The 24,376-nt window shown below is 35.4% G+C and carries 24 protein-coding genes and 1 other RNA gene; 11 read left to right on the top strand and 14 right to left on the bottom strand.

The window, feature by feature from the left end:
* Nucleotides 1-2,163: HYR-like domain-containing protein (locus ACB104_RS15505; RefSeq protein ID WP_370480187.1), on the bottom strand; the 2,163-nt coding region annotated here is incomplete at its 3' end.
* 258 nt (nt 2,164-2,421) lie between these two features.
* Here ACB104_RS15505 and ppk1 point away from each other — a divergent pair.
* The 3 genes from ppk1 to ACB104_RS15490 all read left to right on the top strand — a co-directional run bounded on the left by ppk1 (nt 2,422) and on the right by ACB104_RS15490 (nt 6,162).
* Nucleotides 2,422-4,485 carry a polyphosphate kinase 1 gene (gene ppk1, locus ACB104_RS15500; protein ID WP_370480185.1) on the top strand — a complete coding sequence of 688 codons (2,064 nt, stop codon included), beginning with the start codon at nt 2,422-2,424 and terminating at the stop codon, nt 4,483-4,485.
* Nucleotides 4,486-5,391: a Ppx/GppA phosphatase family protein gene (locus ACB104_RS15495; protein WP_370480184.1), complete on the top strand. Its 906-nt coding sequence runs from the start codon at nt 4,486-4,488 to the stop codon at nt 5,389-5,391. It abuts the gene before it with no gap.
* A 186-nt stretch (nt 5,392-5,577) separates the two neighbouring features.
* The gene (locus ACB104_RS15490) at nt 5,578-6,162 is read left to right on the top strand and encodes a porin family protein (protein WP_370480182.1); all 585 of its coding nucleotides are present in this window, start codon (nt 5,578-5,580) and stop codon (nt 6,160-6,162) included.
* Here ACB104_RS15490 and ACB104_RS15485 read toward each other — a convergent pair.
* Both ACB104_RS15485 and dnaX read right to left on the bottom strand, forming a co-directional pair.
* Nucleotides 6,159-6,740 (bottom strand): MiaE family protein, encoded by a 582-nt coding sequence (locus ACB104_RS15485; RefSeq protein WP_370480180.1) that lies wholly within the window; start codon nt 6,738-6,740, stop codon nt 6,159-6,161. The two genes, ACB104_RS15490 and ACB104_RS15485, sit on opposite strands and share 4 nt — an antisense overlap.
* A gap of 15 nt (nt 6,741-6,755) precedes the next feature.
* Nucleotides 6,756-8,486 (bottom strand): DNA polymerase III subunit gamma/tau, encoded by a 1,731-nt coding sequence (gene dnaX, locus ACB104_RS15480; protein WP_370480179.1) that lies wholly within the window; start codon nt 8,484-8,486, stop codon nt 6,756-6,758.
* 161 nt (nt 8,487-8,647) lie between these two features.
* Here dnaX and rnpB point away from each other — a divergent pair.
* Nucleotides 8,648-8,957: RNase P RNA component class A (gene rnpB / locus ACB104_RS15475), an RNA gene on the top strand.
* 60 nt (nt 8,958-9,017) lie between these two features.
* On the opposite strand, the gene ACB104_RS15470 is transcribed toward rnpB, so the two are convergent.
* The 5 genes from ACB104_RS15470 to ACB104_RS15450 all read right to left on the bottom strand — a co-directional run bounded on the left by ACB104_RS15470 (nt 9,018) and on the right by ACB104_RS15450 (nt 12,957).
* Nucleotides 9,018-9,770 (bottom strand): hypothetical protein, encoded by a 753-nt coding sequence (locus ACB104_RS15470; RefSeq protein ID WP_370480177.1) that lies wholly within the window; start codon nt 9,768-9,770, stop codon nt 9,018-9,020.
* Between the two features lie 27 nt (nt 9,771-9,797).
* Entirely contained in the window at nt 9,798-10,715 is a 918-nt protein-coding gene (locus ACB104_RS15465; protein WP_370480175.1) for an ester cyclase, read from the bottom strand.
* Between the two features lie 154 nt (nt 10,716-10,869).
* Nucleotides 10,870-11,409, bottom strand: coding sequence for a 16S rRNA (guanine(966)-N(2))-methyltransferase RsmD (gene rsmD, locus ACB104_RS15460; protein ID WP_370480174.1), 540 nt, complete (start codon nt 11,407-11,409; stop codon nt 10,870-10,872).
* On the bottom strand, nt 11,409-12,236 hold the full coding sequence (locus tag ACB104_RS15455; RefSeq protein WP_370480172.1) for a DUF3822 family protein: 828 nt from the start codon (nt 12,234-12,236) through the stop codon (nt 11,409-11,411). Before ACB104_RS15455 ends, rsmD begins: the two co-directional genes overlap by 1 nt.
* Nucleotides 12,220-12,957 carry a hypothetical protein gene (locus ACB104_RS15450; RefSeq protein WP_370480170.1) on the bottom strand — a complete coding sequence of 246 codons (738 nt, stop codon included), beginning with the start codon at nt 12,955-12,957 and terminating at the stop codon, nt 12,220-12,222. The genes ACB104_RS15455 and ACB104_RS15450 overlap by 17 nt, the downstream gene beginning before the upstream one ends.
* A gap of 128 nt (nt 12,958-13,085) precedes the next feature.
* Here ACB104_RS15450 and ACB104_RS15445 point away from each other — a divergent pair, with 128 nt between their 5' ends.
* The 7 genes from ACB104_RS15445 to ACB104_RS15415 all read left to right on the top strand — a co-directional run bounded on the left by ACB104_RS15445 (nt 13,086) and on the right by ACB104_RS15415 (nt 19,292).
* Nucleotides 13,086-14,510 (top strand): ATP-dependent DNA helicase, encoded by a 1,425-nt coding sequence (locus ACB104_RS15445; protein WP_370480168.1) that lies wholly within the window; start codon nt 13,086-13,088, stop codon nt 14,508-14,510.
* A 19-nt stretch (nt 14,511-14,529) separates the two neighbouring features.
* Nucleotides 14,530-15,105, top strand: a complete 576-nt coding sequence (locus ACB104_RS15440; protein WP_370480167.1) for a DUF4126 domain-containing protein — start codon at nt 14,530-14,532, stop codon at nt 15,103-15,105.
* Between the two features lie 93 nt (nt 15,106-15,198).
* On the top strand, nt 15,199-15,927 hold the full coding sequence (kdsB, locus tag ACB104_RS15435; protein ID WP_370480165.1) for a 3-deoxy-manno-octulosonate cytidylyltransferase: 729 nt from the start codon (nt 15,199-15,201) through the stop codon (nt 15,925-15,927).
* A complete protein-coding gene (locus ACB104_RS15430; RefSeq protein WP_370480163.1) occupies nt 15,918-16,622 on the top strand; it encodes an HAD family hydrolase in 705 nt (234 codons plus the stop codon). Before kdsB ends, ACB104_RS15430 begins: the two co-directional genes overlap by 10 nt.
* A gap of 96 nt (nt 16,623-16,718) precedes the next feature.
* The gene (locus ACB104_RS15425; protein WP_370480161.1) at nt 16,719-17,801 is read left to right on the top strand and encodes an iron-containing alcohol dehydrogenase family protein; all 1,083 of its coding nucleotides are present in this window, start codon (nt 16,719-16,721) and stop codon (nt 17,799-17,801) included.
* A 1-nt stretch (nt 17,802) separates the two neighbouring features.
* Nucleotides 17,803-18,351 (top strand): 1-acyl-sn-glycerol-3-phosphate acyltransferase, encoded by a 549-nt coding sequence (locus ACB104_RS15420; protein WP_370480192.1) that lies wholly within the window; start codon nt 17,803-17,805, stop codon nt 18,349-18,351.
* Nucleotides 18,352-18,557: 206 nt separating this feature from the next.
* The gene (locus ACB104_RS15415; protein ID WP_370480160.1) at nt 18,558-19,292 is read left to right on the top strand and encodes an NYN domain-containing protein; all 735 of its coding nucleotides are present in this window, start codon (nt 18,558-18,560) and stop codon (nt 19,290-19,292) included.
* A gap of 9 nt (nt 19,293-19,301) precedes the next feature.
* Here the strand turns inward: ACB104_RS15415 and ACB104_RS15410 are convergent, their stop codons facing one another.
* The 6 genes from ACB104_RS15410 to ACB104_RS15385 form a co-directional block, all read right to left on the bottom strand.
* Nucleotides 19,302-20,282: a Gfo/Idh/MocA family protein gene (locus ACB104_RS15410; protein ID WP_370480158.1), complete on the bottom strand. Its 981-nt coding sequence runs from the start codon at nt 20,280-20,282 to the stop codon at nt 19,302-19,304.
* A 63-nt stretch (nt 20,283-20,345) separates the two neighbouring features.
* Nucleotides 20,346-21,065: a YebC/PmpR family DNA-binding transcriptional regulator gene (locus ACB104_RS15405; protein WP_370480157.1), complete on the bottom strand. Its 720-nt coding sequence runs from the start codon at nt 21,063-21,065 to the stop codon at nt 20,346-20,348.
* A gap of 84 nt (nt 21,066-21,149) precedes the next feature.
* A complete protein-coding gene (locus ACB104_RS15400) occupies nt 21,150-21,443 on the bottom strand; it encodes a 4a-hydroxytetrahydrobiopterin dehydratase (RefSeq protein ID WP_370480155.1) in 294 nt (97 codons plus the stop codon).
* A 43-nt stretch (nt 21,444-21,486) separates the two neighbouring features.
* On the bottom strand, nt 21,487-22,329 hold the full coding sequence (locus ACB104_RS15395) for a sugar nucleotide-binding protein (RefSeq protein ID WP_370480154.1): 843 nt from the start codon (nt 22,327-22,329) through the stop codon (nt 21,487-21,489).
* Between the two features lie 17 nt (nt 22,330-22,346).
* Nucleotides 22,347-23,429: a glycine cleavage system aminomethyltransferase GcvT gene (gene gcvT / locus ACB104_RS15390; protein ID WP_370480153.1), complete on the bottom strand. Its 1,083-nt coding sequence runs from the start codon at nt 23,427-23,429 to the stop codon at nt 22,347-22,349.
* A gap of 241 nt (nt 23,430-23,670) precedes the next feature.
* Nucleotides 23,671-24,267 carry a methyltransferase domain-containing protein gene (locus tag ACB104_RS15385; RefSeq protein WP_370480151.1) on the bottom strand — a complete coding sequence of 199 codons (597 nt, stop codon included), beginning with the start codon at nt 24,265-24,267 and terminating at the stop codon, nt 23,671-23,673.
* Between the last annotated feature and the right edge of the window lie 109 nt (nt 24,268-24,376).

Raw genomic sequence — 24,376 nt, 5'->3', positions numbered from 1 at the left:
TAGACCACACTCATCCGTAGCCGTCCAGGTACGAGCTAAGGAGTAGCTGGAAGGACAATCGCCATCGGTTCTAACTTCATTGAAAGTTACCGTAGCAGTACCACAGTTATCGGTGGCCGTAAGCGTTCCAGCAGTAGGCACCGCATCACATTCCACAGTGGCATCAGCAGGTAGCGCTTCAACAAAAGTAGGGGCGGTTGTGTCCTGTACAGTTATAGTTTGTGTATGTACGGTTTCTAGACCACATTCATCAGTAGCCGTCCAGGTACGAGCTAACGAGTAGCTGGAAGGACAATCACCATCGGTTCTAACTTCATTGAAAGTTACCGTAGCAGTACCACAGTTATCGGAAGCCGTAAGCGTTTCAGCAGTAGGCACCGCATCACATTCCACAGTGGCATCAGCAGGTAGGGCCTCAGCAAAAGTAGGGGCGGTTGTGTCCTGTACAGTTATAGTTTGAGTATGTACGGTTTCTAGACCACACTCATCCGTAGCCGTCCAGGTACGAGCTAACGAGTAGCTGGAAGGACAATCGCCATCGGTTCTAACTTCATTGAAAGTTACCGTAGCAGTACCACAGTTATCGGTGGCCGTAAGCGTTTCAGCAGTAGGTACCGCATCACATTCAACGGTTGCATCAGCAGGTAGCGCTTCAACAAAAGCTGGAGGTGTTGTATCATCAACCGTAATTATTTGTTCTAATAAGATGGAATTATCACAGGAGTCGGTAACACTATAAGTTCGGGTGATAGTTATGGGACATGAATTGTCATCAGTATTATCTGAAACCCAGGAGACTTGTGGTATTCCACAATTATCCATTTCATCAGTAATAACGTTTATATCGGCCGAGGGAACCTCTTCAATACATTGAACAACTATAGGTTCGGGATTTGTTGCTGTTGGAGCAATATCATCATTAATAATGATAGTCTGTGCGACGTTAATTGAATTACCACAATCATCAGAAACGCGATAGGTTCGTATGATCGTTTCTGGGCAAGATTTATTATCAGATACATCGGAAACCCATGAGATGGCTGGTGTAACACAATTATCAGAAGCATTGTTTACCACATTTGTGTTGGGAGCCGGAATATCTAATGCACACTGTACATTAATTGGGTTGGGGTTACTGGCAGTAGGTAATTCTGTGTCATTTATTTCAATAGTTTGTGTAGCATTTTCAGATTTGTTGCAACTGTCCACAACGGTAAATGTTCTTGTAATAGTTATAGGGCAAGTTCCAGACATTACGTCTGTATAAGTAAGTGAAACCAGATTATTGAATAAGACAATATTTCCTCCAGCATTATTAAATTCAGTTTCTGTAATATTTACAGTACTCGATCTAAAAGGTAAAAGCGGTATGTCTGCAATACTACATCCCATGATGTTACTACTGGGGGGCGCATAAATCTCTGGCGGAAAGTTGGAATCAAATGAAGGGATTTCAACTTCATGGGTATCATTATCTTTTGTATCATTTACTGTTAAACTCACATTATAAGGACCTGTAGATGCGTATGTGTGTGATGGGGCTTCTAAAGTACTTGTTGTGCCATCACCAAAATCCCATAAAAAGCTATAAATATATGGAGGGACACCGCCTCGTGTTGTTGAAATAAAATCTAAGGTATTTGGGGTAGAACAGCTCGAACTGTATTCAAAATTAGTAATTAGAGGTCCTTGAACGTCTATAGATGGAATCTGGTAGCATTTAGCGCCATTACATCCACAGCCTTTACTGGCATTTGGTTGCCATGACATATAAAAATCCTTAAGAACAATTTGATCACCACAGCCCCAGTTAAAAGTGTATAAATTCATAAGAATATCAGTGGGGACACTTTCGTATTCATAATAACATCCGTCAACGGTTTCAGTGTAAACATCATTTATATAAACATTAAAATGGATATAAAGCGAATACCTGTCGGCAGCACTATTAGTTATAAAGTTTGTCCAAATATGCGTTTCTAGGCTGACTCCTAAGTCACAAAAGCCTGGAGAATAGGGCGTACCGTTTTCGTCACCTAAATAAAAATAGTCTAGAGTATAGTCATTCGCTGTACAAGAGGCGTTTTCACATACTACAGTTTGGCCGTTTACTATATAAGCAATGAAAAATATTGCTAAAGATAGCAGTAGTTTTGTTTTCATTAGGTTAAATTTAGATTTTGGGGGCTAATTTATCCTTGTTGTAATTCTATGTTGCAACAATTAGCCTAATTGCTACTACATTCAATTTCAGGCACTAAATATATGACAAAATTCTTTAAAGTGTTTAAAAAATCCGATGAAATACAATTAAAATCAATTTTTTCTTTAAAAATGTTAATATTTGGACCAGTTATTTATAAAGGCTATTCGCTCTAAATACAATATATTTGTGAGAAAGTTTTTTTTAATCAAAAAAATATGACCAAACCCGAAGTATACACGAATAGCTACATTAATAGGGAAATAAGCTGGCTACAATTTAACGCTAGAGTATTACAAGAGGCCGATGATGCAACAGTGCCATTAATTGAACGATTAAGGTTTTTAGGTATTTTTTCCAATAATTTAGATGAGTTTTTTAAAGTTCGATATGCCACGGTAAAACGTATAGTTGAAGCCGGTAAAGGAGGTAAAAGTGAATTAGGAGGGATAAGGGCAAAAGAGTTACTTGAAATCATTACCCAAATCGTTATTAAACAACAAACAGAAAGTTTGGAGATTTTAAGTGCTATTGAAGAAAATTTAAAGGAAGAAAACATTTATATTATTGATGAAACCCAGATAACTGCTGAACAACATGATTTTGTAAAGGAGTATTTTTTTAAAACTATTAGCCCAGCATTAGTAACCATAATTTTAAATGATTCGGTGGTTCTGCCAAATTTAAAAGATAGTGCAGCGTACTTAGCAGTAAAAATGTTAATGCCTGGCGATAAAAAGCAGTTCGCACTCATTGAAATACCCAAAACCGTTGATAGGTTTGTTGTGTTGCCTAAACGAGGCAAAAAGGATTACATAATTATGGTCGATGATTTGCTTCGTTATTGTATGAGTGATATCTTTAATATTTTCGACTATATAGACATCTGTGCACACATGATAAAAATCACCAGAGATGGTGAGTTGGATTTTGAAAGCGACCTGAGTAAAAGTTTTATTGAAAAAATATCAGATAGCGTAAAGCACAGGCAAATAGGAGAACCGGTAAGGTTTGTTTATGACAAAACAATTAACAAAGAAACCTTGCAATACCTCATGAACAAAATGGGAATTGACAGTACCGACAGTATAATTCCGGGTGGTAGATACCATAATAGAAGAGATTACATGGGTTTCCCTAGTTTGGGAAGAACCGATTTAATGTATGAAAGAATTGAGGCCCTTCCCATAAAAAATCTAAGTTTACAGGACAGTATCTTTGAAGCTATTGCGAAAAAGGATTATTTGCTTCACGCACCGTATCAAACCTTTTCTTATGTGGTTAAGTTTCTTCGAGAAGCAGCCTTAGATCCTTCGGTTAAAACCATTAAAATCACTATTTACCGTTTGGCTGAAATATCGCATATAGCAAGTTCATTGATTAACGCTGCCATTAACGGAAAATCGGTAACTGTCTCAATTGAGCTCCGGGCTCGATTTGATGAACAGGCAAATATTGCTTATGCCCAACAAATGAAAGGGGAAGGGATAAATTTGATTTTTGGTGTTGCAGGGTTAAAAGTACATAGTAAAATGTGCGTTATCGAACGGGAGCAGGGTAAAAAAATAAAACGCTATGGCTTTATAAGCACGGGTAATTTTAATGAATCCACCGCAAAGATTTATACAGATTTTACACTTTTCACCTCCAATCAAAAAATATTGAAGGATGTCGATAAAATATTTGCCTTTTTTGATGCCAACTACAAAATTAACCGTTATAAACACTTAATCGTATCTCCACATTACACTAAGAAAGAGGTTTTTAAATTAATAGACATGGAAATTGAGAAGGTTAAAATTGGTAAAGAGGGTCTTATTAGGCTAAAAATGAACAGTATATCGAGTTATATGATGGTTGATAAGCTATATGAAGCAAGTAGGGCTGGAGTGAAAATACAAATGATAGTTAGAGGGATATGTTGCCTGGTACCGGGAATAAAAGGAATGAGTGAAAATATTGAAGTCATCAGTGTCGTCGATAAATTTTTAGAGCACTCTAGGATTTACATTTTTGGTAAAGGTTCAGAATGCAAATTATACATTTCTTCCGCAGATTGGATGACCAGAAATATTGAAAACAGGGTAGAAGTAAGTTGCCCAATTTACGATGAAGGCATTAAACAAGAAATCATCGATACCTTTAATATAAGTTGGAGTGACAATGTAAAAGCCAGATTGTTGAATGACGAACAGGAAAACGAATATAAAGTTGACAATAAACCAAGGGTTAGGTCTCAGTTTGCAACTTATGATTATTATCTAAAAAAATTAGAAAACTAAATGCTTTCAATTAAGAAATATGCGGCCATAGATATTGGTTCTAACGCGGTGAGACTATTAATTTCAAACATTATTGAACAAAAAGGGAAACCTGTTCAGTTTAAAAAGAACTCGTTGGTTCGTGTGCCAATCCGTTTGGGTGCTGATGTTTTTATCAAGAATAAGATTTCCAAAGAAAACACGCAGCGTATGGTAGATACCATGCTTGCTTTTAACTTGCTGATGAAATCGCATAAAGTGGTTAAATATAAAGCATGTGCTACATCTGCTATGCGAGAGTCTGAAAATGGAAGAAAAGTTGTTGATTTGATATTGAAAAACTCAGGTATAAGTATTGATATTATTGATGGTGAGGAAGAAGCTGCTATAATAGCTGCCACAGATTTGAATAAATACATAGACCCAGATAAAACCTATTTGTATGTTGATGTAGGGGGCGGAAGTACGGAATTTACGATTATTGACAGGGGTAACCAAGTGGTGTCCCGTTCCTTTAAAATAGGCACTGTTAGGTTGTTAAACGATATGGTGTTAAAAGAAACTTGGCAAGAATTGGAAAAATGGATTGGGGAACATGCCAAAGGATATGACAAAATAGATGTTTTGGGGTCTGGAGGTAACATTAATAAAATATTCAAAATATCCGGGAAAAATTTAGGCAAACCGCTTTCCTATTTTTATATGACGTCTTATTATAACACACTTCAAACGTATTCTTATGAAGAACGTATAACGGAATTAGATTTGAACCAAGATAGGGCCGATGTAATTATTCCTGCTATGCGTATTTACCTTTCAGCCATGAAATGGAGTGGAGCAAAAAACATCTATGTTCCAAAAATTGGACTTGCTGATGGTATAATAAAAAGCATCTATTATGATACCGTTTCGAGCAATACACAGTAAAATTGTGCACTTTGGCTTTAATTGTTGTAGTTTATAAAAATTAAAATATATATTCGTGACGAAATATTTATTATTGATTATAACCCAAATCTATTAATCATGAAATAAGCCTACCTAGTGGTTCACTTCAAAACCAAGCTGAGTTTGGCTAATTGCATCTGATAGATTTAATAAATAAACAAACAGATGAAAAAAATTTTACTTTTAACAATACTTAGTTTTTCCCTTTACGGGTTTTCGCAAGACCAAGATTCCCTTAATCTTAATACCATCGAGCCAAAAACAAATAGCTCTACTTTTCAAGGAGTAAAGTATGGTGTACGTGGTGGTTATACAATTTCACATTTAGATTTTGATGGCAACCCTTTCATGGCTAACAACCACAGAAACAGCTTTTATATTGGTTTTTTTGCTAACCTTGGAATGTCAAAAACATTATCAATTGTTCCTGAGCTACAATTTTCGGCAGAAGGTGCCAATGCAGAACCCCTTAATTTGGATTATATTCAAATGCCAATATTTTTTAGATTTAGGTTTAATGAAAAATTCCATGCAGGACTAGGTCCACAGGTAGGATGGAAGGTTCATAAAGTTGGTGATAATTTGAGGGATTTAGGTTTTTCTGGCGTTGCGGGTGTCGAGTACAAAATTAACTACGCCATTTTTGTTGATGTCAGATATATTTATGGCATCCAGAATGTTTTTAACGATGCCACCGGAATTTCAGCAAAAAACCGAAATATACAAATAGGTATTGGGTATAAATTTTAACCGTGTACGGTTTCCTTTTTACCTAAGCCTTTCATAATTTCTGCTTCATATTCGAGAAGTTGTTGCCATTTAGCGTCAACTTCTTTTTTATTCCCATATTTTCGGGCAAAACCTAAAAACATAGTGTAGTGATTGGCTTCGCTAACCATTAGCTTTCTGTAAAACTCTGCCAATTCTTTATCTTCAAGTTCTTCTGATAATAATCTAAAACGCTCACAACTTCTGGCCTCAATTAATGCAGCATACAATAATCTATGCACTAATTGGGTGGTTCTACTACCTCCTTTTGGAAAGAACTTCACGAGTTGTATTACATAGTCATCTTTTCTATCTCGTCCTAAGGCCCAGCCTCGTTCTAAAATTTTATCATGAACCATTTTAAAGTGGCTTATCTCCTCTTTAACCAAGGCAATCATTTCCTGGACCAATTCTGTATATTCAGGAAAACTTACTATTAGGGAAATAGCTGTACTTGTTGCCTTTTGCTCACAGAAGGCATGGTCAGTTAAAATTTCCTCAATATTTTTTTCAACAATGTTAACCCATCTTGGGTCTGTTGGTAATTTTAGTCCTAGCATTACAGTTTTTTTAGATTATACATCCAAATCAAATGTTTTTCTTAAAACATCAATATTGGGATTTTTCTCCTTTAGTTTTTCAAATTTTTCAAAAGGGGTGTACGCATATTGTTTTTCCATAACCTCATTTACTGTTATGGATAGGCTAATATCAAAATTATTTAGTGCTTTTCGCACATAACTCAAAAGGTCATATTGATGGCGCTCAATTTCCAATTTATTGGTGGCATTAGGAAATTCCAAATGGACAACGGTATCTTTAACTTTGGGCGTGTCAATGGATAGGATTGAGGCCAAATTATGCTTGCCTTCGTTGGTAAGTTCGTCAATGTAAGCTTTCCAAACTTCAACGAACTCATCCTCTGTAAAGTGTTCTTTAGGTAAATCATCTTCATTTACAATAACTTCCATTTGTTTGATTTGATGCTCCTTTTTTGTACGGATACTGCTCAATGAAAGACCCGAAGTCCGTTTGCCTTCCTTTTTTAGTTCAATTACCGGAGGTTCTTTAACCTGAAATGATTGAACAGTTTTTGAAATAGATTCTGACGTTGGTTTACTGTCTAGCTCTGTTTCAGAATGATTATTGTTGTTTTTTTGCTTCGGAATGCTAACAGGAATGGGCTTTATGCCTTTATTTGCAAAATATGAAGCTGGAATTATGAAGTGCTTATTGTTTTTTTTTTCTCCATCAAAAGTGATAGAGGCTAATTGCATGAGGCATAATTCAACTAGTAAGCGTTGATTTTTGCTGGTTTTGTATTTAAGGTCGCAATCGTTGGCAAGGTTAATGCCCTGCATTAAAAATTCGTTTGAAGCTTTTCTGGATTGCTCCAAATACTTAGTCTTAGTATGCTCTCCAACTTCAAGAAGAGGAATGGTTTCTTCATTCTTACTAACCAATAAATCTCTGAAATGCGATGCAAGACCAGCTATATAATGGTGTCCATCAAACCCTTTTGAAAGGGTGCTGTTAAACTGAAGAAGTAACTCCGGAATCTTATTTTCTAAAATAAGGTCTGTACTTGTAAAATAGGTTTCATAGTCAAGTACATTTAAATTCTCGGTTACCGCCTGTCTGGTCAAATCTTTACCGGAATAGCTCACCACACGGTCAAAAATTGAGAGTGCGTCACGCATGGCACCATCGGCTTTCTGAGCAATAATGTGCAATGCATCATCCTCTGCATTAATACCTTGCTCTTCAGCTATATACTTTAAGTATTCTTTAGCGTCGGTTACCGTAATACGTTTAAAATCAAAAATTTGGCAACGCGATAAAATGGTTGGAATGATTTTGTGTTTTTCCGTGGTAGCTAAAATAAAAATACAATGCTTTGGTGGTTCTTCCAATGTTTTTAGAAACGCATTAAATGCCGCCTGCGAAAGCATATGCACCTCATCAATGATGTAAACTTTATATTTTCCGACTTGTGGAGGTATTCTAACTTGATCGGTCAGATTCCTAATGTCGTCTACTGAATTATTCGATGCAGCATCAAGCTCAAAAATATTAAAGGCAAAATCTTCATCTGCAGATTCTGAACCATCACTATTTATCATTTTTGCCAAAATACGTGCACAAGTTGTTTTGCCAACTCCACGGGGACCTGTAAACAATAAGGCTTGCGCTAAGTGATTATTTTCAATGGCATTTAACAGTGTATTCGTAATGGCCTGTTGCCCAACAACGTCTTTAAACGTTTGGGGTCTATATTTTCTGGCCGATACTATAAAATGCTCCATGGGAAAATCTTCTTATAACAAAGTTAAAAATTCAATTCAAAATTCAGAATTAAGCATTGAGAATTTAAAAGGAGTTATTAACATAATGGAATGATAAGTATCTCTATTAAAAAGTTTATGTCTTTGAGTGATTTTGGGATTTCATTGTTGTATTTTTGTCTTTAGTAAATCGCCTTATCGCTTCCCGATATTGGGAGGAGGAAAGTCCGAACACCATAGTGCAACATAGTGGTTAATGGCCACCAGCCGTGAGGTTAGGAAAAGTGCAACAGAAAGTATGTACAGGTAAAGCTGTAGTGAAATCAGGTAAACTCTATGTGGTGCAATGTCATGTATACCAGCGTTTGAAGGCTGCACGCTTGATGCTGGAGGGTAGGCAGCTAAAATGTATTGGTAACAATACATTAAGATAAATGATAGGGGTCACGCCAAGGTGTGATACAGAATTCGGCTTATAGATTTACTTAGAAATAGCAAACCCTTCTTATTCTTGAATAAGAAGGGTTTATGGTTAAAAATGGTTGGTTTAATCTATTTTGGTGTATAAGATAAATCTGGACGCATATCACCGTTGTATTCTTCCATTCTACTGGTGCTGTTCATCACTTGCCTAAACACTTCCCAACGTTCTTCCCAAGAACCCAAAATATCTTGATTAGCTTTAGCGCGTTGAGCAGCATCAACCTCATCTTTTGAGGATATAGCCACCATATAAAAGCTTTCCATTGTACCAAAACCACTTCTGTAAACCCGGTAGTGTTCCGGAGAGTTTTTAGTTTCGAATAGTTTCTTTACCGCTTTAAAACCATCACGGACTTTTTGTGCGTTTTTAGGTTTGTAATACATGTAAACCCATTTGCGGTGGTTTTGTCCCTCTTGCATTTGTGTAATGCCATCAGGCATATAGGTGAGTTCCTCATCTAAAACAATAATATAGTTTCCGTGGGAATCATAACATTCATCGAAACGCTCAAACATTTCACCAAACTTGTCGCCCATGGCTTTGGCCATATCTGCAAAGGGCTGTTTATCTAAATCCGTCATTTTATCGATGGGTGAAATGTATAAATATTTAAGATCATCTGTAGTGGCGGCAAGCCAACCCATCTGAACATTGTGTTCTTTACAAGCTTCGTTAAATTCTTTGGCTATTTTTTCATAGTCCATAAGTTTTGAAGGTTTTACATTGTCTTGATGTATGTTGTACATTTTTTGCGCAAGAGACAGATTAATACTAAGGCACAGTAAAACTGCTGAAACAAAGATTTTTTTAAGGATTTTCATAATATTTGATTTTAGTTGATTAATAATTTAGGATTTTGGAGGAGCTATTCCAAGTTGGTCAAAAAGCGTTTGGTTATCATAATAAGCATCTTCTTGAATAAATTTACCTGCGTCATTTAAAGTCCATACGCTAAATCCATGCGTTCTTATTTTTTTTCCAGTAGGGGCATTGCCTAAAAATTCGCCATTATTGCTTCCTGTTACAGTCCAGTTTATATAAACTTTATTACCCTTTATATCCGATTTATCCACTAAAACCGTAAAGTCTGGAAAGGCCGACACAAAAGTTTTCATAAAGCCCTCGTATTCATCAATGTTGTTTATTTCAACATTACCATTCGTTGTCCTTACTAAATTTGCTTCAGAAAGTGATTTAAGATTTGATATGTCGTGAGCATTCCATCCTTCAACTACACCATCAATCATTTTTAAAATGGATTTTTCATCAGTTGACATCACATTGTAAGCCTCAATTTCAGCAAATGCAGTTTGAATGGGAGCAGTATCATAATACCCATATTCCTGCACAATTTTTCCATCAACATATTGAATTGTTAGATGCACAGGAATTGAAAGCGTTTTATTGGTCACTTTTGTTTTTCCCATCCAAGTGTTCCAATAATTAACCCAAGTTCTGCCTTTTTTATCAACGATCATTTCAACCTCAGCACCTTCTTTTCCAAAGCCATAAGATTCCATATTAGAAAGCATTTGCTTCATGCCTTCCATGGATTCATCAGGAGTAGATGCTTTGTTTGTATTATGGAATATTTTTGCCGTATCTGCAAAATTAGCTTTCCAGGTATCCCAATCCTGGGTTTCATAAGCTGTGATGCCAGCTTTTGTGGTCTCAATTTCTGGAGATTCATCAAAATATCGTTGCGGCTTGTTTTGGCAAGCCATGAATAGCGATATGGTCAGCCCAAGAAGAAAAAGTTGTTTCATTTTATTTATGGTTTTAAAGGTTATTACTAGCGAAAAACCATAAACAGAGACCAAAAAAAATTGGCGAGCAAGTGTTTATTAAGTATAGAGTCTGGGACTCTTTGAGAGAATTACCTAAAGTACTGAAAAAAATGGAGATAAATTAAAAAGGCAACTAATCTTTTTCGAAAAAACTGAAAACACTGCCCCCATAGCTTTTTGAATAGCTGAAATTTTCAAGTTCGGAAAGGTTTGTATGCTTTGAATGTTCAACAACTAAAAGACCGTCGGCAATTAAAAAATCGTTCTGAAAAACCAACTCTGATATTTTTGCAAATTGCTCATCGGTAAAATTATAAGGGGGATCAGCAAATACAATATTTGCTTTTGTAGATTTTTTTTCCAAAAATTTAAAAACATCGCTTTTAATTGTTTCAATTGGCATTTCAAAAGCCTTAGCAGTTTCATTAATAAATTTAATACAGCCATAATCTTGATCTACACAGGTAATTTGCTCAACTCCCCTTGAGGCAAATTCATAGCTGATATTGCCTGTTCCGGAAAAAAGATCTAAAACCGTTAGTTCATCAAAATAATATAGATTATTTATAATGTTGAATAACGATTCTTTCGCCAAATCGGTTGTTGGACGAACGGGCAAGTTTTTTGGAGGGTTAATTTTCCTGCTTTTATATAATCCTGAAATTATGCGCATTAAAAGCTTTTTATGATAGCGTAATTGTATTGGTTGCTTGCTGGTTGGGCATCCGTATTATACTTAAAATTATCCTCACGGTTTCCTAAAAAAACAAGTCTAATGTATTTATAGGTTATGATGTATAATTCGTCGTCAGTATCAATTTCACCCAAGAATATTAGGCTTATCGTTTCTGGGTCAAGTTCCAACTGCTCTAGCGTAAATAATATATAGTAAATAAAGTCTTCTTTAGTTTGATAGGCAAAAGAGTTATACAGCAGTAGTTTACTGTTCTTTACAATTAAAATCTCAAAATGGTCTTTACTTACGTTGACATAAGCTTTTGCGGTTTCTAAATTCTTTTCAGTCTTTAAAATCTCTTCAATTAAAACCGTTGAAACATGTTTAAAGGTAAAATCCCCAAATTTTTCAAAGATAAAGTTATTGATGTTTATGTAAGGCACATAAACGTTAATACTATCGTTTATTGAAATGGAATCATAGGTTATAAAGTCGGTGCGAAGTATCTTTGAATTAAACTTTAAATAATCCGCTAGATAGTTCTCGTCAAAAAGTGATTTTGGAACAAGTGTTGAAAGGTTATTATCATGAATAACTTTTACTTCTGTAAATGGCTGCTGTAATACTTCTTCAGTGCTGAAGTAATGTTTTAGTTGATCTAAAACTTCAAGTGGGATAAGCTGTTTATCAAACTCAATTGTTTTTAAATAGCTTATGGTGTTGACATTTTTATCTAAGACACAAAAAGAAAGTCCACTCAAACTTATTTGAATGGACAATTCTGTATTTAATAAATTTTTATTGCTTTTATTCGTTTGCGCCATAAGTTTTTGGCCAGTTACCTGTTGTGTTAACTTCTTCCAAAGAACCTACTTTTAAGGCATCTCCGTTAACACCATCTACCGACACTACTTGGTTTTCTTGAACCAAAAGGTCTTTATTTTGGTCATATAAAATAACATTCTTTTTTACAGAGGCCTCAAATACGGGTATGAAAAGTTTGCTTTGTTCTATAACACCAGCTTCCATTTTGAACTTGGCCCCTGGTTCGCCAACAGGAACATTCATCATATTCTTATAGCTATCGGAGTTTTTGAATAAAGAATCCTTAACGGATACATAGCCCAAAGTATCAATGATTACAATATCTTTAAAGGTGTCAACACCATACCGTTTGGTCATTTCTTCATCAATAACACTTGAATCACGGCGTTGGGTGATTGTAAATTCAGCAGTATCAACAAACTTTATTAAGCTTTCAAAGTCTCTTGCAAACTTTCCGGTTACTTGCTTGTGTGCCAATTGAGAATCCCTGATATCCTTTAAACTCTCAATAACTTGAAGATAGCGCTTGTTTTTTATCTTGTTAAATTGGATGGGCTCATAGATTGACATGTAAGTTTGGTAACCCAAAAAGGCAATAAGTACCCAAAGCAGTATGTTTAAAATGGGCTTAAATTTGGCAGGTATAAATTTATCAACAAGCTTAACCAAGCCAATTGTTACTAAAATTACTCCAACTGTTACAAGAATTATTGTTAACATAGTCTGTTATTTAATTAAAAGTTTATTTAAGGTATTTAGCAAATCTACAATTTTTTTTTAATCGTAAAAACAATGTGCCCGAAAATCATTTCTATATTTGAATAAAATATAAACAGACAAAGCCTCAAATGACGCCTGCTGAATTCTATTCACTTTTAAAACAACAGTTTCCGTTTCAGCCTACGATAAAACAAAATATTGTACTGCAACAATTGGCTGAATTTATTTTTACAAAAAAACCAAATGCCTTATACGTTTTAAAGGGTTATGCAGGTACAGGAAAAACTACAATTGTAGGCTCTATTGTGACCAATTTATGGAAAGCCAAAAAAAGTTCAGTTTTAATGGCGCCAACGGGAAGGGCAGCAAAAGTTATTTCCAATTATTCGGGAAAGGAAGCCTTTACCATCCATAAAAAGATATATTTTCCAAAGAAAGAAAAAGGAGGAGGGGTGAAATTTGTTTTGCAGCCCAATAAACATAGAAACACCATTTTTATTGTAGATGAAGCCTCCATGATTCCAGACACAACTGGAGAATCCAAACTCTTTGAAAATGGGTCTTTATTGGATGATTTAATGCAATACGTCTATTCTGGGCATCAGTGCAAATTGCTTTTAATTGGAGATACGGCGCAGTTGCCACCTGTGCAATTGGATTTGAGTCCTGCCTTAAATGAAGATAATTTAAGCCTGAACTATAACAAGGAAGTCACCAAAATGGAACTGGATGAAGTTGTACGCCAAGAGCAGGATTCGGGCATTTTGGCCAATGCTACCGTTTTGCGTGAGGCACTGTCAGAAAATGTTTTTGACCATTTTAAGTTCAATCTTGCTAATTATGCTGATATAGTTAGATTAGTGGACGGCCATGAAATCATGGATGCCATTAATGAAGCCTACAGTGAATTAGGCAAGGAAGAAACTGCCATTATTGTAAGGAGCAACAAAAGGGCCAACTTGTACAATCAGCAAATTAGAAGTAGGATTTTGTTCAATGAAAATGAATTGACTCCTGGAGATTATCTCATGGTTGTAAAGAACAATTATTTTTGGATAAAGCCAACCACCGAAGCTGGATTTATCGCAAATGGCGATATTATTGAAGTTCTCGAAATATTTAAAATTGAAGAACTTTATGGTTTCCGTTTTGCAGAGGTTAAAATTCGGATGGTTGATTATCCTCGAATGCGTCCTTTCGAAACCGTTTTACTTTTAGATACCATTGAAGCTAAAACTCCGTCACTCTCCTATGAGGATTCCAATAGATTATATCAAGAGGTGATGAAGGATTTTGAAAATGAAACTAGCAATTACAGAAAGTTTTTAAAGGTAAAGGGCAGTAAACATTTTAACGCTTTACAGGTTAAGTTTTCTTATGCCATTACCTGTCATAAATCGCAAGGAGGGCAGTGGCAAACTGTTTTTGTAGAACAACCTTATTTACCAAATGGCATTGATAAAGAATATCTGCGTTGGCTATATACAGCCGTTACGCGTGCCAAGGGAAAATTGTACCTTATCGGTTTTAAAGATGATTTTTTTGAGGAATAGTTTTTGATGTTCACTAAATATGGCAGTTGAAACAATAATCAGTATTTGCCTAGGCATTGGATTGGCAGCGTCTGTAGGCTTTAGAGTCTTTCTACCTTTATTTGCGTTGAGCTTGGCATCCTATTTTGATGTTTGGCAACTCAATGAATCTTGGCAATGGATTGGTAGCGCTCCTGCACTAATAACACTTGGTGTGGCAACCATAATTGAGATTTTCGCTTATTTCATTCCTTATATTGATAATTTATTGGACAGTCTTGCTGTGCCAATGGCGGCATTGGCGGGTACTGCAGTAATGCTTTCTACGGTGGCAGATTTAAGTCCGGTTATAACCTGGTCTTTGGCCATAATTGCTGGTGGAGGGACTGCAGCTGCCGTAGCTGGATCATCATGTGCAACACGTTTAACGTCAACGGCAACAACAGGTGGTTTAGTTAATCCATTGGTTTCAGCGGCAGAAACGGGAACTTCCATGGTTATGTCTGTCGTATCCATATTTTTGCCTATTTTGGCGACGGTTTTGGTTCTTGTTATTTTTGTTGTCATTTTTAAATTGTACAAAAAGTTTAAACCCTCCAAAACAAAAAACATCTAATATTTATAGTATTTTTGAAAATGAATACACAACTAAACATGAGTAACGCTTGCAATTAGGCCATTTGCTCTTCAAGAAACTGAACGCCACTAGATGAAGATAATTTCAATGATTCCTGCACGATATAGTGCATCACGTTTTCCAGGAAAACTTATGCAAGACTTGGGAGGTAAACCCGTTATTAGGCGTACTTATGAGGCTACAATAGCCACCAATTTGTTTGATGATGTTTTTGTCGTGACTGATAGTGAGGTTATTTATAATGAAATTGTAAACCATGGTGGTAAGGCTATAATGAGTAAAAAAGAGCATGAATGTGGAAGCGATAGAATTGCCGAGGCCGTTGAATTTATGGATATTGATGTTGTGATTAACGTTCAGGGTGATGAGCCTTTCACTGATAAAGAATCGTTGTCAAAGCTTATTGAAGTTTTTAAAAATGACCCAAAAAAGGAAGTGGATTTGGCCTCGTTGATGGTACATATTACGGATGAAGAAGAAATTAATAACCCAAATACCGTTAAAGTTGTTTTAGACCAATCAAACTTTGCGCTTTACTTTTCAAGAAGTCCAATTCCATACGCCAGAGCAAAAAATGTGGGTGCTAAGTATTACAAGCACAAAGGTGTTTATGCGTTTAGAAAGCAGGCCATTGTAGATTTTTATAATTTACCGATGACTCCATTGGAATCTTCAGAAAAATTGGAACAATTACGGTACTTGGAATATGGCAAACGAATTAAAATGGTTGAAACAGACATTGAAGGTGTAGAGATTGATACGCCTGAAGATTTAGAGCGAGCGAATAAAATATGGAAATAAACTTTAAGAACATAAAAGTTATTGGCTTTGACGCCGATGATACCTTATGGGTGAACGAGACATATTTTCGTGAAGCTGAAATGGCATTTGCTCAGTTGTTGTCAAAATATGAAACACCCAATAAAATAGACCAAGAGCTTTTTAAAAAGGAAATAGACAATTTAGGCCTATATGGCTATGGTGTTAAGGCCTTTACGCTTTCTATGGTTGAGTCGGCTTTAGAACTTTCTAACTATCAAATTTCTTCGAAAACCATCAATGATATTTTGAACATTGGTAAAGACATGTTGAACAAACCAGTTGAATTGCTTAATGGTGTTGAGGATGTTTTGGAAAATTTATCAAAAAAATATAGATTAATATTAGCCACTAAAGGCGATTTGTTAGATCAGGAACGTAAACTTGAAAAATCGGGGCTGATAAAATACTTTCATCATATAGAAGTTTTAAGCGATAAAAAGGAAGCCAATTACTCAAAATTATTGAATCATTTGGACATAAAACCATCAGAGTTTCTAATGATAGGGAATTCGTTAAAATCTGATGTATTGCCTTTGGTGCATATAAAAGCGAATGCCATACATGTGCCTTTCCATACAACATGGGCACATGAGGAGGTTACGGAAGAAGAAAAAAATGGAAAAGCCTATAAAACTATAAATTCATTAAAAAACCTTCTAGATCTATTGGAATAATTGAAAACATCCCGAAAAGATTTAAGTCATTTTTAATCGAGCAGAATTTAAAATAATAGTACTTTTGCGCTTTGCGAAAAAAAGAAAATATATTAAATGATTCATAAAAACTTTCCAATGGTGCCAAGGGTTATTTTTGGCAGAGGTAGTTTCAATCAACTAAATGAAATTTTAGCACCAAAACGTTTAAATATAGATGCGCCATTTATATTTTTAATTGACGATGTATTTAAGGGAAATACCGACTTGACTTCAAGAATTTCTTTGTCCTATGATGACAGGATAATTTTTATTTCCGCAGATGAAGAACCCAAAACCTCACAAGTCGATAAACTTGTTGAAGATATTATTTTAAATACTAAAGAACGTCCGTCGGGCATTATTGGTATTGGTGGAGGAACATTATTGGATTTAGCTAAAGCAGTTTCTATAATGTTAACAAATGATGGAGAATCTAAAAGTTACCAGGGTTGGGATTTGGTGAAAAACCCAGCTGTTTATCATGTAGGTATTCCAACCATATCAGGTACTGGAGCAGAGGTTTCTAGAACTACGGTGCTTACTGGACCAAAGAGAAAATTAGGCATAAATTCTGATTATACCCCCTTCGATCAAGTAATTTTAGATTCAGACCTAACCGTTGGTGTTCCCCATGAGCAATGGTTTTACACTGGTATGGATTGTTATATTCACTGTATTGAGTCGTTAAGCGGGTCTTATTTAAACACATTCAGCCAAAGTTATGGCGGAATGGCGTTTCAATTGTGCCAAGAAGTCTTTTTAGACAATAACTTATCTGAAATAGAATCTCGCGAAAAATTAATGATGGCCTCATGGCACGGTGGTATGAGTATTGCCTATTCCCAAGTAGGAGTTGCACATGCTATGAGTTATGGTTTGGCCTTTTTATTGGGTACAAAGCATGGTATAGGCAATTGCCTTGTCTTTGATCATTTAGAGGAGTTTTATCCAGAAGGCGTAAAACTTTTTAAGCAGATGAAAGAAAAGCATAACATTATCTTACCAAAAGGTATATGTGCCAATTTGAGTGATAATGATTTCGATGTTATGATAAACATAGCATTGGGGTTAACGCCTTTATGGGAAAATGCTCTTGGTAAAAACTGGCAAAAAATCATTACAAAGGAGAAACTTAAAGCTCTTTACCAAAAAATTTAATATGAAATGGCTGGCCAAATTAATTTACTTCAAAATATTAGGTTGGCGTATTACTGGTAATACAAATTTCTCTAAAGATTCGATTAAAAAAGTAGTAATCATTGCTGTTCCACACACCAGCTGGCATGACTTTTACATCGGTATTTTATTGCGGGCTGTTGTTGGCATTAAAACAAATTTTATAGGTAAAGAAAGCCTTTTTGTTTTCCCAATAGGCTGGTTTTTAAGAAAATTGGGAGGTAGTCCTGTTAACAGAAAACATAATGAAAATAAAGTAGAAGCGTTAGTTAAACTTTTTCAAGATAATGATGAGTTTAGGATAGCCTTAGCGCCGGAGGGAACCAGAAAAAAAGTTTCAACTTGGCGTACGGGATTTTATTTTATTGCGAAACAAGCGAATGTTCCTATAATTATGTTCACTTTAGATTTTGATAATAAGCAAAATAAGGTTTCTCAGCCTTTTTATCCAACGGATAACCAAGTTGCCGATTTTGAATATATGCATCGTTTTTTTAAAGGTGTAAAAGGTAAAATCCCTGAGTATTCCTAGTGTTATACAATGATTTTGGCATAAAGTTTGCAAATTACACTATCGAGCGAATGAAACATAAAGTAAACAATTATTTGTCCCTAAAAAGAAACATTAACTCCCTCAAAAAAAATAAAAGCTACTTATTAAGTAGCTTTTTGCTTTTTAATGATTAAATGTATTGGGCTTTTTCGTTATGGTGATTATATTTCAGTATATTTAGCCATATGATAAAAGACATAAAAATTGCCGTGTTGATTGATGGAGACAATATTCCATCAAAGTATATTTCAGAAATGATGGAAGAAATAACTAAATATGGCACCCCAACCATCAAAAGGATATATGGTGATTGGACAAAACCACATTTATCAAAATGGAAAAATGTACTTCTCGAAAATGCCATTACACCTATTCAGCAATACAGTTATACACAAGGGAAAAACGCTACCGACTCGGCCATGATAATTGATGCCATGGATATTTTGTATTCTGGAAAGGTCAACGGGTTTTGTTTGGTATCGTCAGATAGTGATTTTACCAAATTGGCAACACGCCTACGCGAAGCGGGTATCATTGTTTATGGTATGGGTGAGAAAAAAACGCCGGATCCATTTATAGTGGCTTGTGATAAATTTATTTATTTAGAAATTTTGGCCAGTGACGATAATGATAAAGACGAGAAAGGCAAATCAAAACAAAAGCCCAATCTATACAACATTACCCCGAAAGTAATTAGACTACTTAAAAATTCGGTAGATGATGCTGCCGATGATGACGGATGGGCCTTTCTTGGTGATGTTGGAACACTTATTATAAAAAAGCAACCAAATTTTGATTCACGTAATTTTGGGTTTCAGAAGTTAACTCCACTTTTTAAATCGCTTCCACAGTTTGAAATGGAGGAAAGAAATCAAGCCAACGCACGTTTCAAGCTTATCTATGTAAGGAATAAGCGTTGATAACGGAATTTAAATTTCCCCTAAAATCTTATCCATTACCCAACTGGTATGAAGTGCCGTTTCACCTAATGAAGGGTGGGGAATTCCCTCAATTAAGTGGTTGCGCATGTTTTCAACATGAGGCGTTTGAATGTGTTTTGGGTTTTCAATAAACAATTCTTCACTTTTTGAATCACTTTTTAAAATGATTGAATTTTCGTGAAATACGGAAAACTCAATAGTGCCCTTACTTCCGTAAATGATGGTTTCATCTTTATGGTCATTAAATCCAAAATTCCAAACCCCAGAACCGGTTACCCCCGAATCATGCAGCCATGATGCTGTTATTGCATCTTTGGCTGAATAAAGGTTTTGTTGGTTTACGCTGATGCCTTTGGCGTCTCTAAAATTGCCCAATAAGTAAGCAAATAAATCTAGCGAGTGACTTGCCAAATCATCAAAATAACCAGCTGGAGCAATTTTACTATCGGTTCGCCAATTATAAACTTTAGATAAATCGGTCTCACTGGCAGGTTTGCTTAAATGCGAAGTAATATGCCTTATTTGCCCAATAAAATTATTATCTAGCCATTCCTTTACCTTTAAAAATCTTGGTAGCGAACGCCTGTAATAGGCCACAAACAAAGGAAGGTTCTTTTGTTTAAAGGCGTTGTATATTTCTAAACTTTCTGAATAGCTTGGTGTTAGTGGTTTTTCAATACAACAGGGTTTTCCAGCAGCCGCAACTTTTAACGCAAATTCTTTATGTGAATCTGGTGGAGTGGCAATATAGACGGCATCAACGTTTTTGTCATTTATTAGGTCATTGGCATTGGTATAAATAGTTTTTATGTTGTGTCGTTTTGCGTAATCTTTTAGTTTTTCTTTGTCTCTACGCATAACAGCCGAAACGGCAAACCCATTAGTTAATTGATATGGCGGGCCGCTTTTAACTTCGGTTACATTTCCACAACCAATAATGCCCCAGTTTATATTTTTTTTGCTTTCCACAGATGTAATTTTGTTTTAAGAATAAAAAAAGGACGCCATTTAGCGCCCAATTAAACTTATGTTTTATTCTGATGTTTCTTCCATGGTGTGATAAACATTCTGCACATCGTCATCTTCCTCCAATTTTTCAAGAAGTTTTTCAACATCTTCAGCCTGTTCCGGGGTGAGTTGCTTCGTTACTTGTGGAATGCGCTCAAAACCAGAAGACAATATTTCAATACCTCTATTTTCCAACTCAGCTTGAATGGCTCCAAAGCTTTCAAAAGGGGCATAAATTAAAATGCCGTCCTCATCGGCAAAAACTTCTTCGGCACCATAATCTATAAATTCTAGTTCTATTTCTTCTGGGTCTAAACCTTCGGCATTTATTCTAAAATTGCAGGTATGGTCGAACATAAAAACAACAGATCCAGAGGTACCCAAACTGCCATCACATTTATTAAAATAACTGCGAACGTTGGCAACTGTTCTAGTATTGTTGTCGGTTGCTGTTTCAACCAAAATGGCAATTCCATGAGGTGCATAACCTTCAAAAATAACCTCTTTATAATCACCTTGGCTTTTGTCGCTGGCACGCTTTATGGCCCTTTCTATGTTGTCTTTTGGCATGTTAACAGACTTAGCGTTCTGTATAACTGCCCTTAATCGCGAATTACTATCAGGGTCTGGTCCACCTTCCTTCACCGCCATAACTATATCTTTGCCAATGCGTGTAAAGGCTTTGCTCATGGCAGACCAACGCTTCATTTTTCTTGCTTTTCTAAACTCAAAAGCTCTTCCCATAATTAAAATATGTTTTTATCACTTCCTCAAAAATGAGGGTGTTTTTCGTGGCACAAATTTAAAAATCTGTCAATCAAAAACAAACTATTGTTCTTCCGGCTCAACAATATTTTCAATGGCTTCAATCAATTTGAAATCTTTATTGGTAACACCATTGGCATCGTGTGTGCTCAATGAAATGGTCAATACATTATAAACGTTCGTCCAATTTGGGTGATGGTTTTGTGCTTCGCATTCAAAAGCAATTCGGCTCATGGCGCTAAAGCAATCTTTGAAGTTTTCAAATTCAAACTCGGCATGCAGAGCTTCGTCAAAATATTCCCAATCTGGGTAACGCAGCAATTTTCTTTCTATGTCTTGTTCTGATAGTCTTTCCATAATTAAATAGTTTGTTACAATTTAGTGATTTAAACGCTTAAAATCAAGGTAATTTTAGTTCGGAAAGGATATCTTGACTGAGAAGCTGAAGATGTTTTGGTAACGTATTGGTTTTCGGCAAAACGGCAAGGTATCTGTCGTCATTTGTAGTGTAAACACGCTTAAATAAGGGTTGGTTTTTGCATTGAAGTGTTTCAATAATTTCCTTAATAAAATCATCATGATGCACCAAGTCGGTACTTCCTAAATGGAATATGCCCCATTTGTTTCTGTTTATAATGTAGTGTATTTGCTGTGTTACTTTAGAATCGGCAGTAACATTAATGATGAGATTGGGAAAAACTTCTATGGATTGTTTTTCATTTATGTTTTTAACAATCTCCTGAACCCTTGGTGATTGAGTCCCAAATACCATGGGTAATCTTAAAATGGCCACTTGTTTTTTGGGTAAGCGTAATAACATATTTTCAATTTTTATTTTGAAATGCCCATATATGCTATTGCTGTATGTTTTTTCGTCCTCATAACTGGGGTATTTGCTGTAGGCATCAAAAACATTGGCAGATGACAAAAAAAGTAATCTTATTTTATTTAAAAACACATATTCCGTAAGGTGTTGGTGCACCAAAACTTGCTTTGAAAAATCTCCCCGAAGCGCTGAAATAATGACTGTAGGCCTTACAAGTTCTAAAATCTCGTAAATATCATCTTCTTCTATGTTGTACTGAAAAAAATGTTCGTTTTTTTCAAGGGCTTTATTGCTGATATTATAAGTGCCGTAGGTGTTGAAATAGGAGCAGAGTTCTTTGTAAATCGCACTGCCTAAAAAGCCACTGGCGCCTAATATTAGAATTCTATGTTTACTCTCTTTCTCTTGCCGTTTCATTTACATTTAAATGTATATTACCCTTTGTAAAATGGTAATTTTACTACTGTTGCGGGGATGGCATTTTTTCGAATTTGGATATTGATTTTGCTGTTCACTTCCGAAAAAATTGTTGGCACATAACCCAAACCAATACCCTTACCAAGACTGGGTGACATAGTGCCGGATGTAACTTCTCCAATTTTATTGCCAGTGTCATCTACAATATCATAACCGTGGCGAGGTATACCACGTTCATCCAATTCAAAAGCAATAAGTTTGCGTTTTGGCCCTTTTTCTTTTTCAGCTTTTAAGGCTTCGGAGTTTGTGAAGTCCTTGGTGAATTTTGTAATCCAGCTTAAACCAGCTTCAATAGGCGAGGTGGTATCATCAATATCATTTCCGTAAAGGCAGTAACCCATTTCTAAACGCAAAGTGTCCCGAGCTGCAAGCCCAATAGGTTTAATTCCAAAATCGGCTCCGGCTTCCAAAACTTTGTCCCAAACCTGCTTTACTTCACTGTTCTTGCAATAGATTTCGAATCCACCACTTCCTGTATAACCAGTAGCTGAAATAATGACATGCTCAATATCCGCAAAATCGCCAACTAAAAAGTTGTAAAATTTAATACCCGACAAATCTTGGGTTGTAAGACTTTGCATAGCCTCAACGGCTTTTGGACCTTGAATGGCCAAAAGGGAATAGTCTTCACTTAAATCACTCATAGTGGCACCAACATTATTTTTAGATTCAATCCAGCTCCAATCTTTTTCAATATTACTTGCATTAACAACCAATAGATATTGTTCTTCCTTAATTCTATATATAATTAAATCATCAACAATACCGCCATCATCATTGGGCATACAACTATATTGGGCTTTGCCAATAGTTAATTTTGAAGCATCATTACTTGATACTTTTTGAATCAATGGCAAAGCGTGTTCACCTTCAATCAAAAACTCGCCCATATGTGACACATCAAACACGCCAACAGCGTTTCTAACGGTTTCGTGTTCTATATTAACTCCTTCATATTGTACGGGCATATTGTAGCCAGCAAAGGGCACCATTTTTGCACCAAGAGCTTTGTGCGTTTCTGTTAAGGCAGTATTTTTCATTTAAAATCTTTAGTTAAAATTTAAAGTATTATGAACCATATTATTACTATATTAAAACCAATAATTAAAGCCTTCTTTGCTTTAAAAGAAAACATTATATTCTCGATAAAATTACCGAAGAATTTAATTATTCCAACAAGTATATTCTCCATAATTTTGAAAGCAAATGTATTGAAAAATTAAGGATTTATAGATTGCCGAGGAGATATTCCCGGTTATTATTTTATCTGAAAAAGAAGTATTATTCTACTCTTTGTTTTTTGATGAATTTGAAAAACAGTTCATTATTTTTTCTTGACTCAATGGAGTTGTAGCAAGTTTCTAAAATTTCTATGTTGAAAAACGGACTGAACAATTGTTCATATTCCCTTTTGTTTCCACCAAAAGGCGGATGGGTCTCGTTTAGCTGAACTTGAAATAGAACCCCAATTATTTTGCCTTCAGCTTTTATTATTTGAGACATTTTTAAAACATAATCTCTTCTTAGCTCTGGATTTATGGCACAAAAAAATGTTTGCTCAATGATTATGTCGAAGATCATGTCAAGATTGAAAAAATCCTCATGAATCAATTGGTTTTCTGGAAATTCAGGTAATCTTTTTTGAATGTTGTGTAAAGCCGTTTTTGAAACGTCCACCACAAAAACATTCTTAAAACCTTTGCGGTATAGATATTCAGCTTCATATGAATTTCCACCACCTGGAATTAAAATTTTTAAATCGGTATTTGTAAGTTGGTCAATGTATGCTTTTAATGGATTTGACACAGAGCCAATATCCCAGCCTATATCATGGGCTTTGTAGCGGTTATCCCAATATTTTTCTGATAAATCAATCACGGATTTTATTTTTGATTAAGATTTTGAATGTAAAAGTATGACAAATTTACTTTTCAAAATTAATTGTATGAATGGTTAGTTAGAATGTCTAATTTAGCCAAGAATGATT

The sequence above is a fragment of the Tamlana flava genome, from assembly GCF_041287255.1.
Lineage (GTDB): Bacteria > Bacteroidota > Bacteroidia > Flavobacteriales > Flavobacteriaceae > Tamlana > Tamlana flava.
This window is presented reverse-complemented; position numbering and strand designations above follow the sequence as displayed.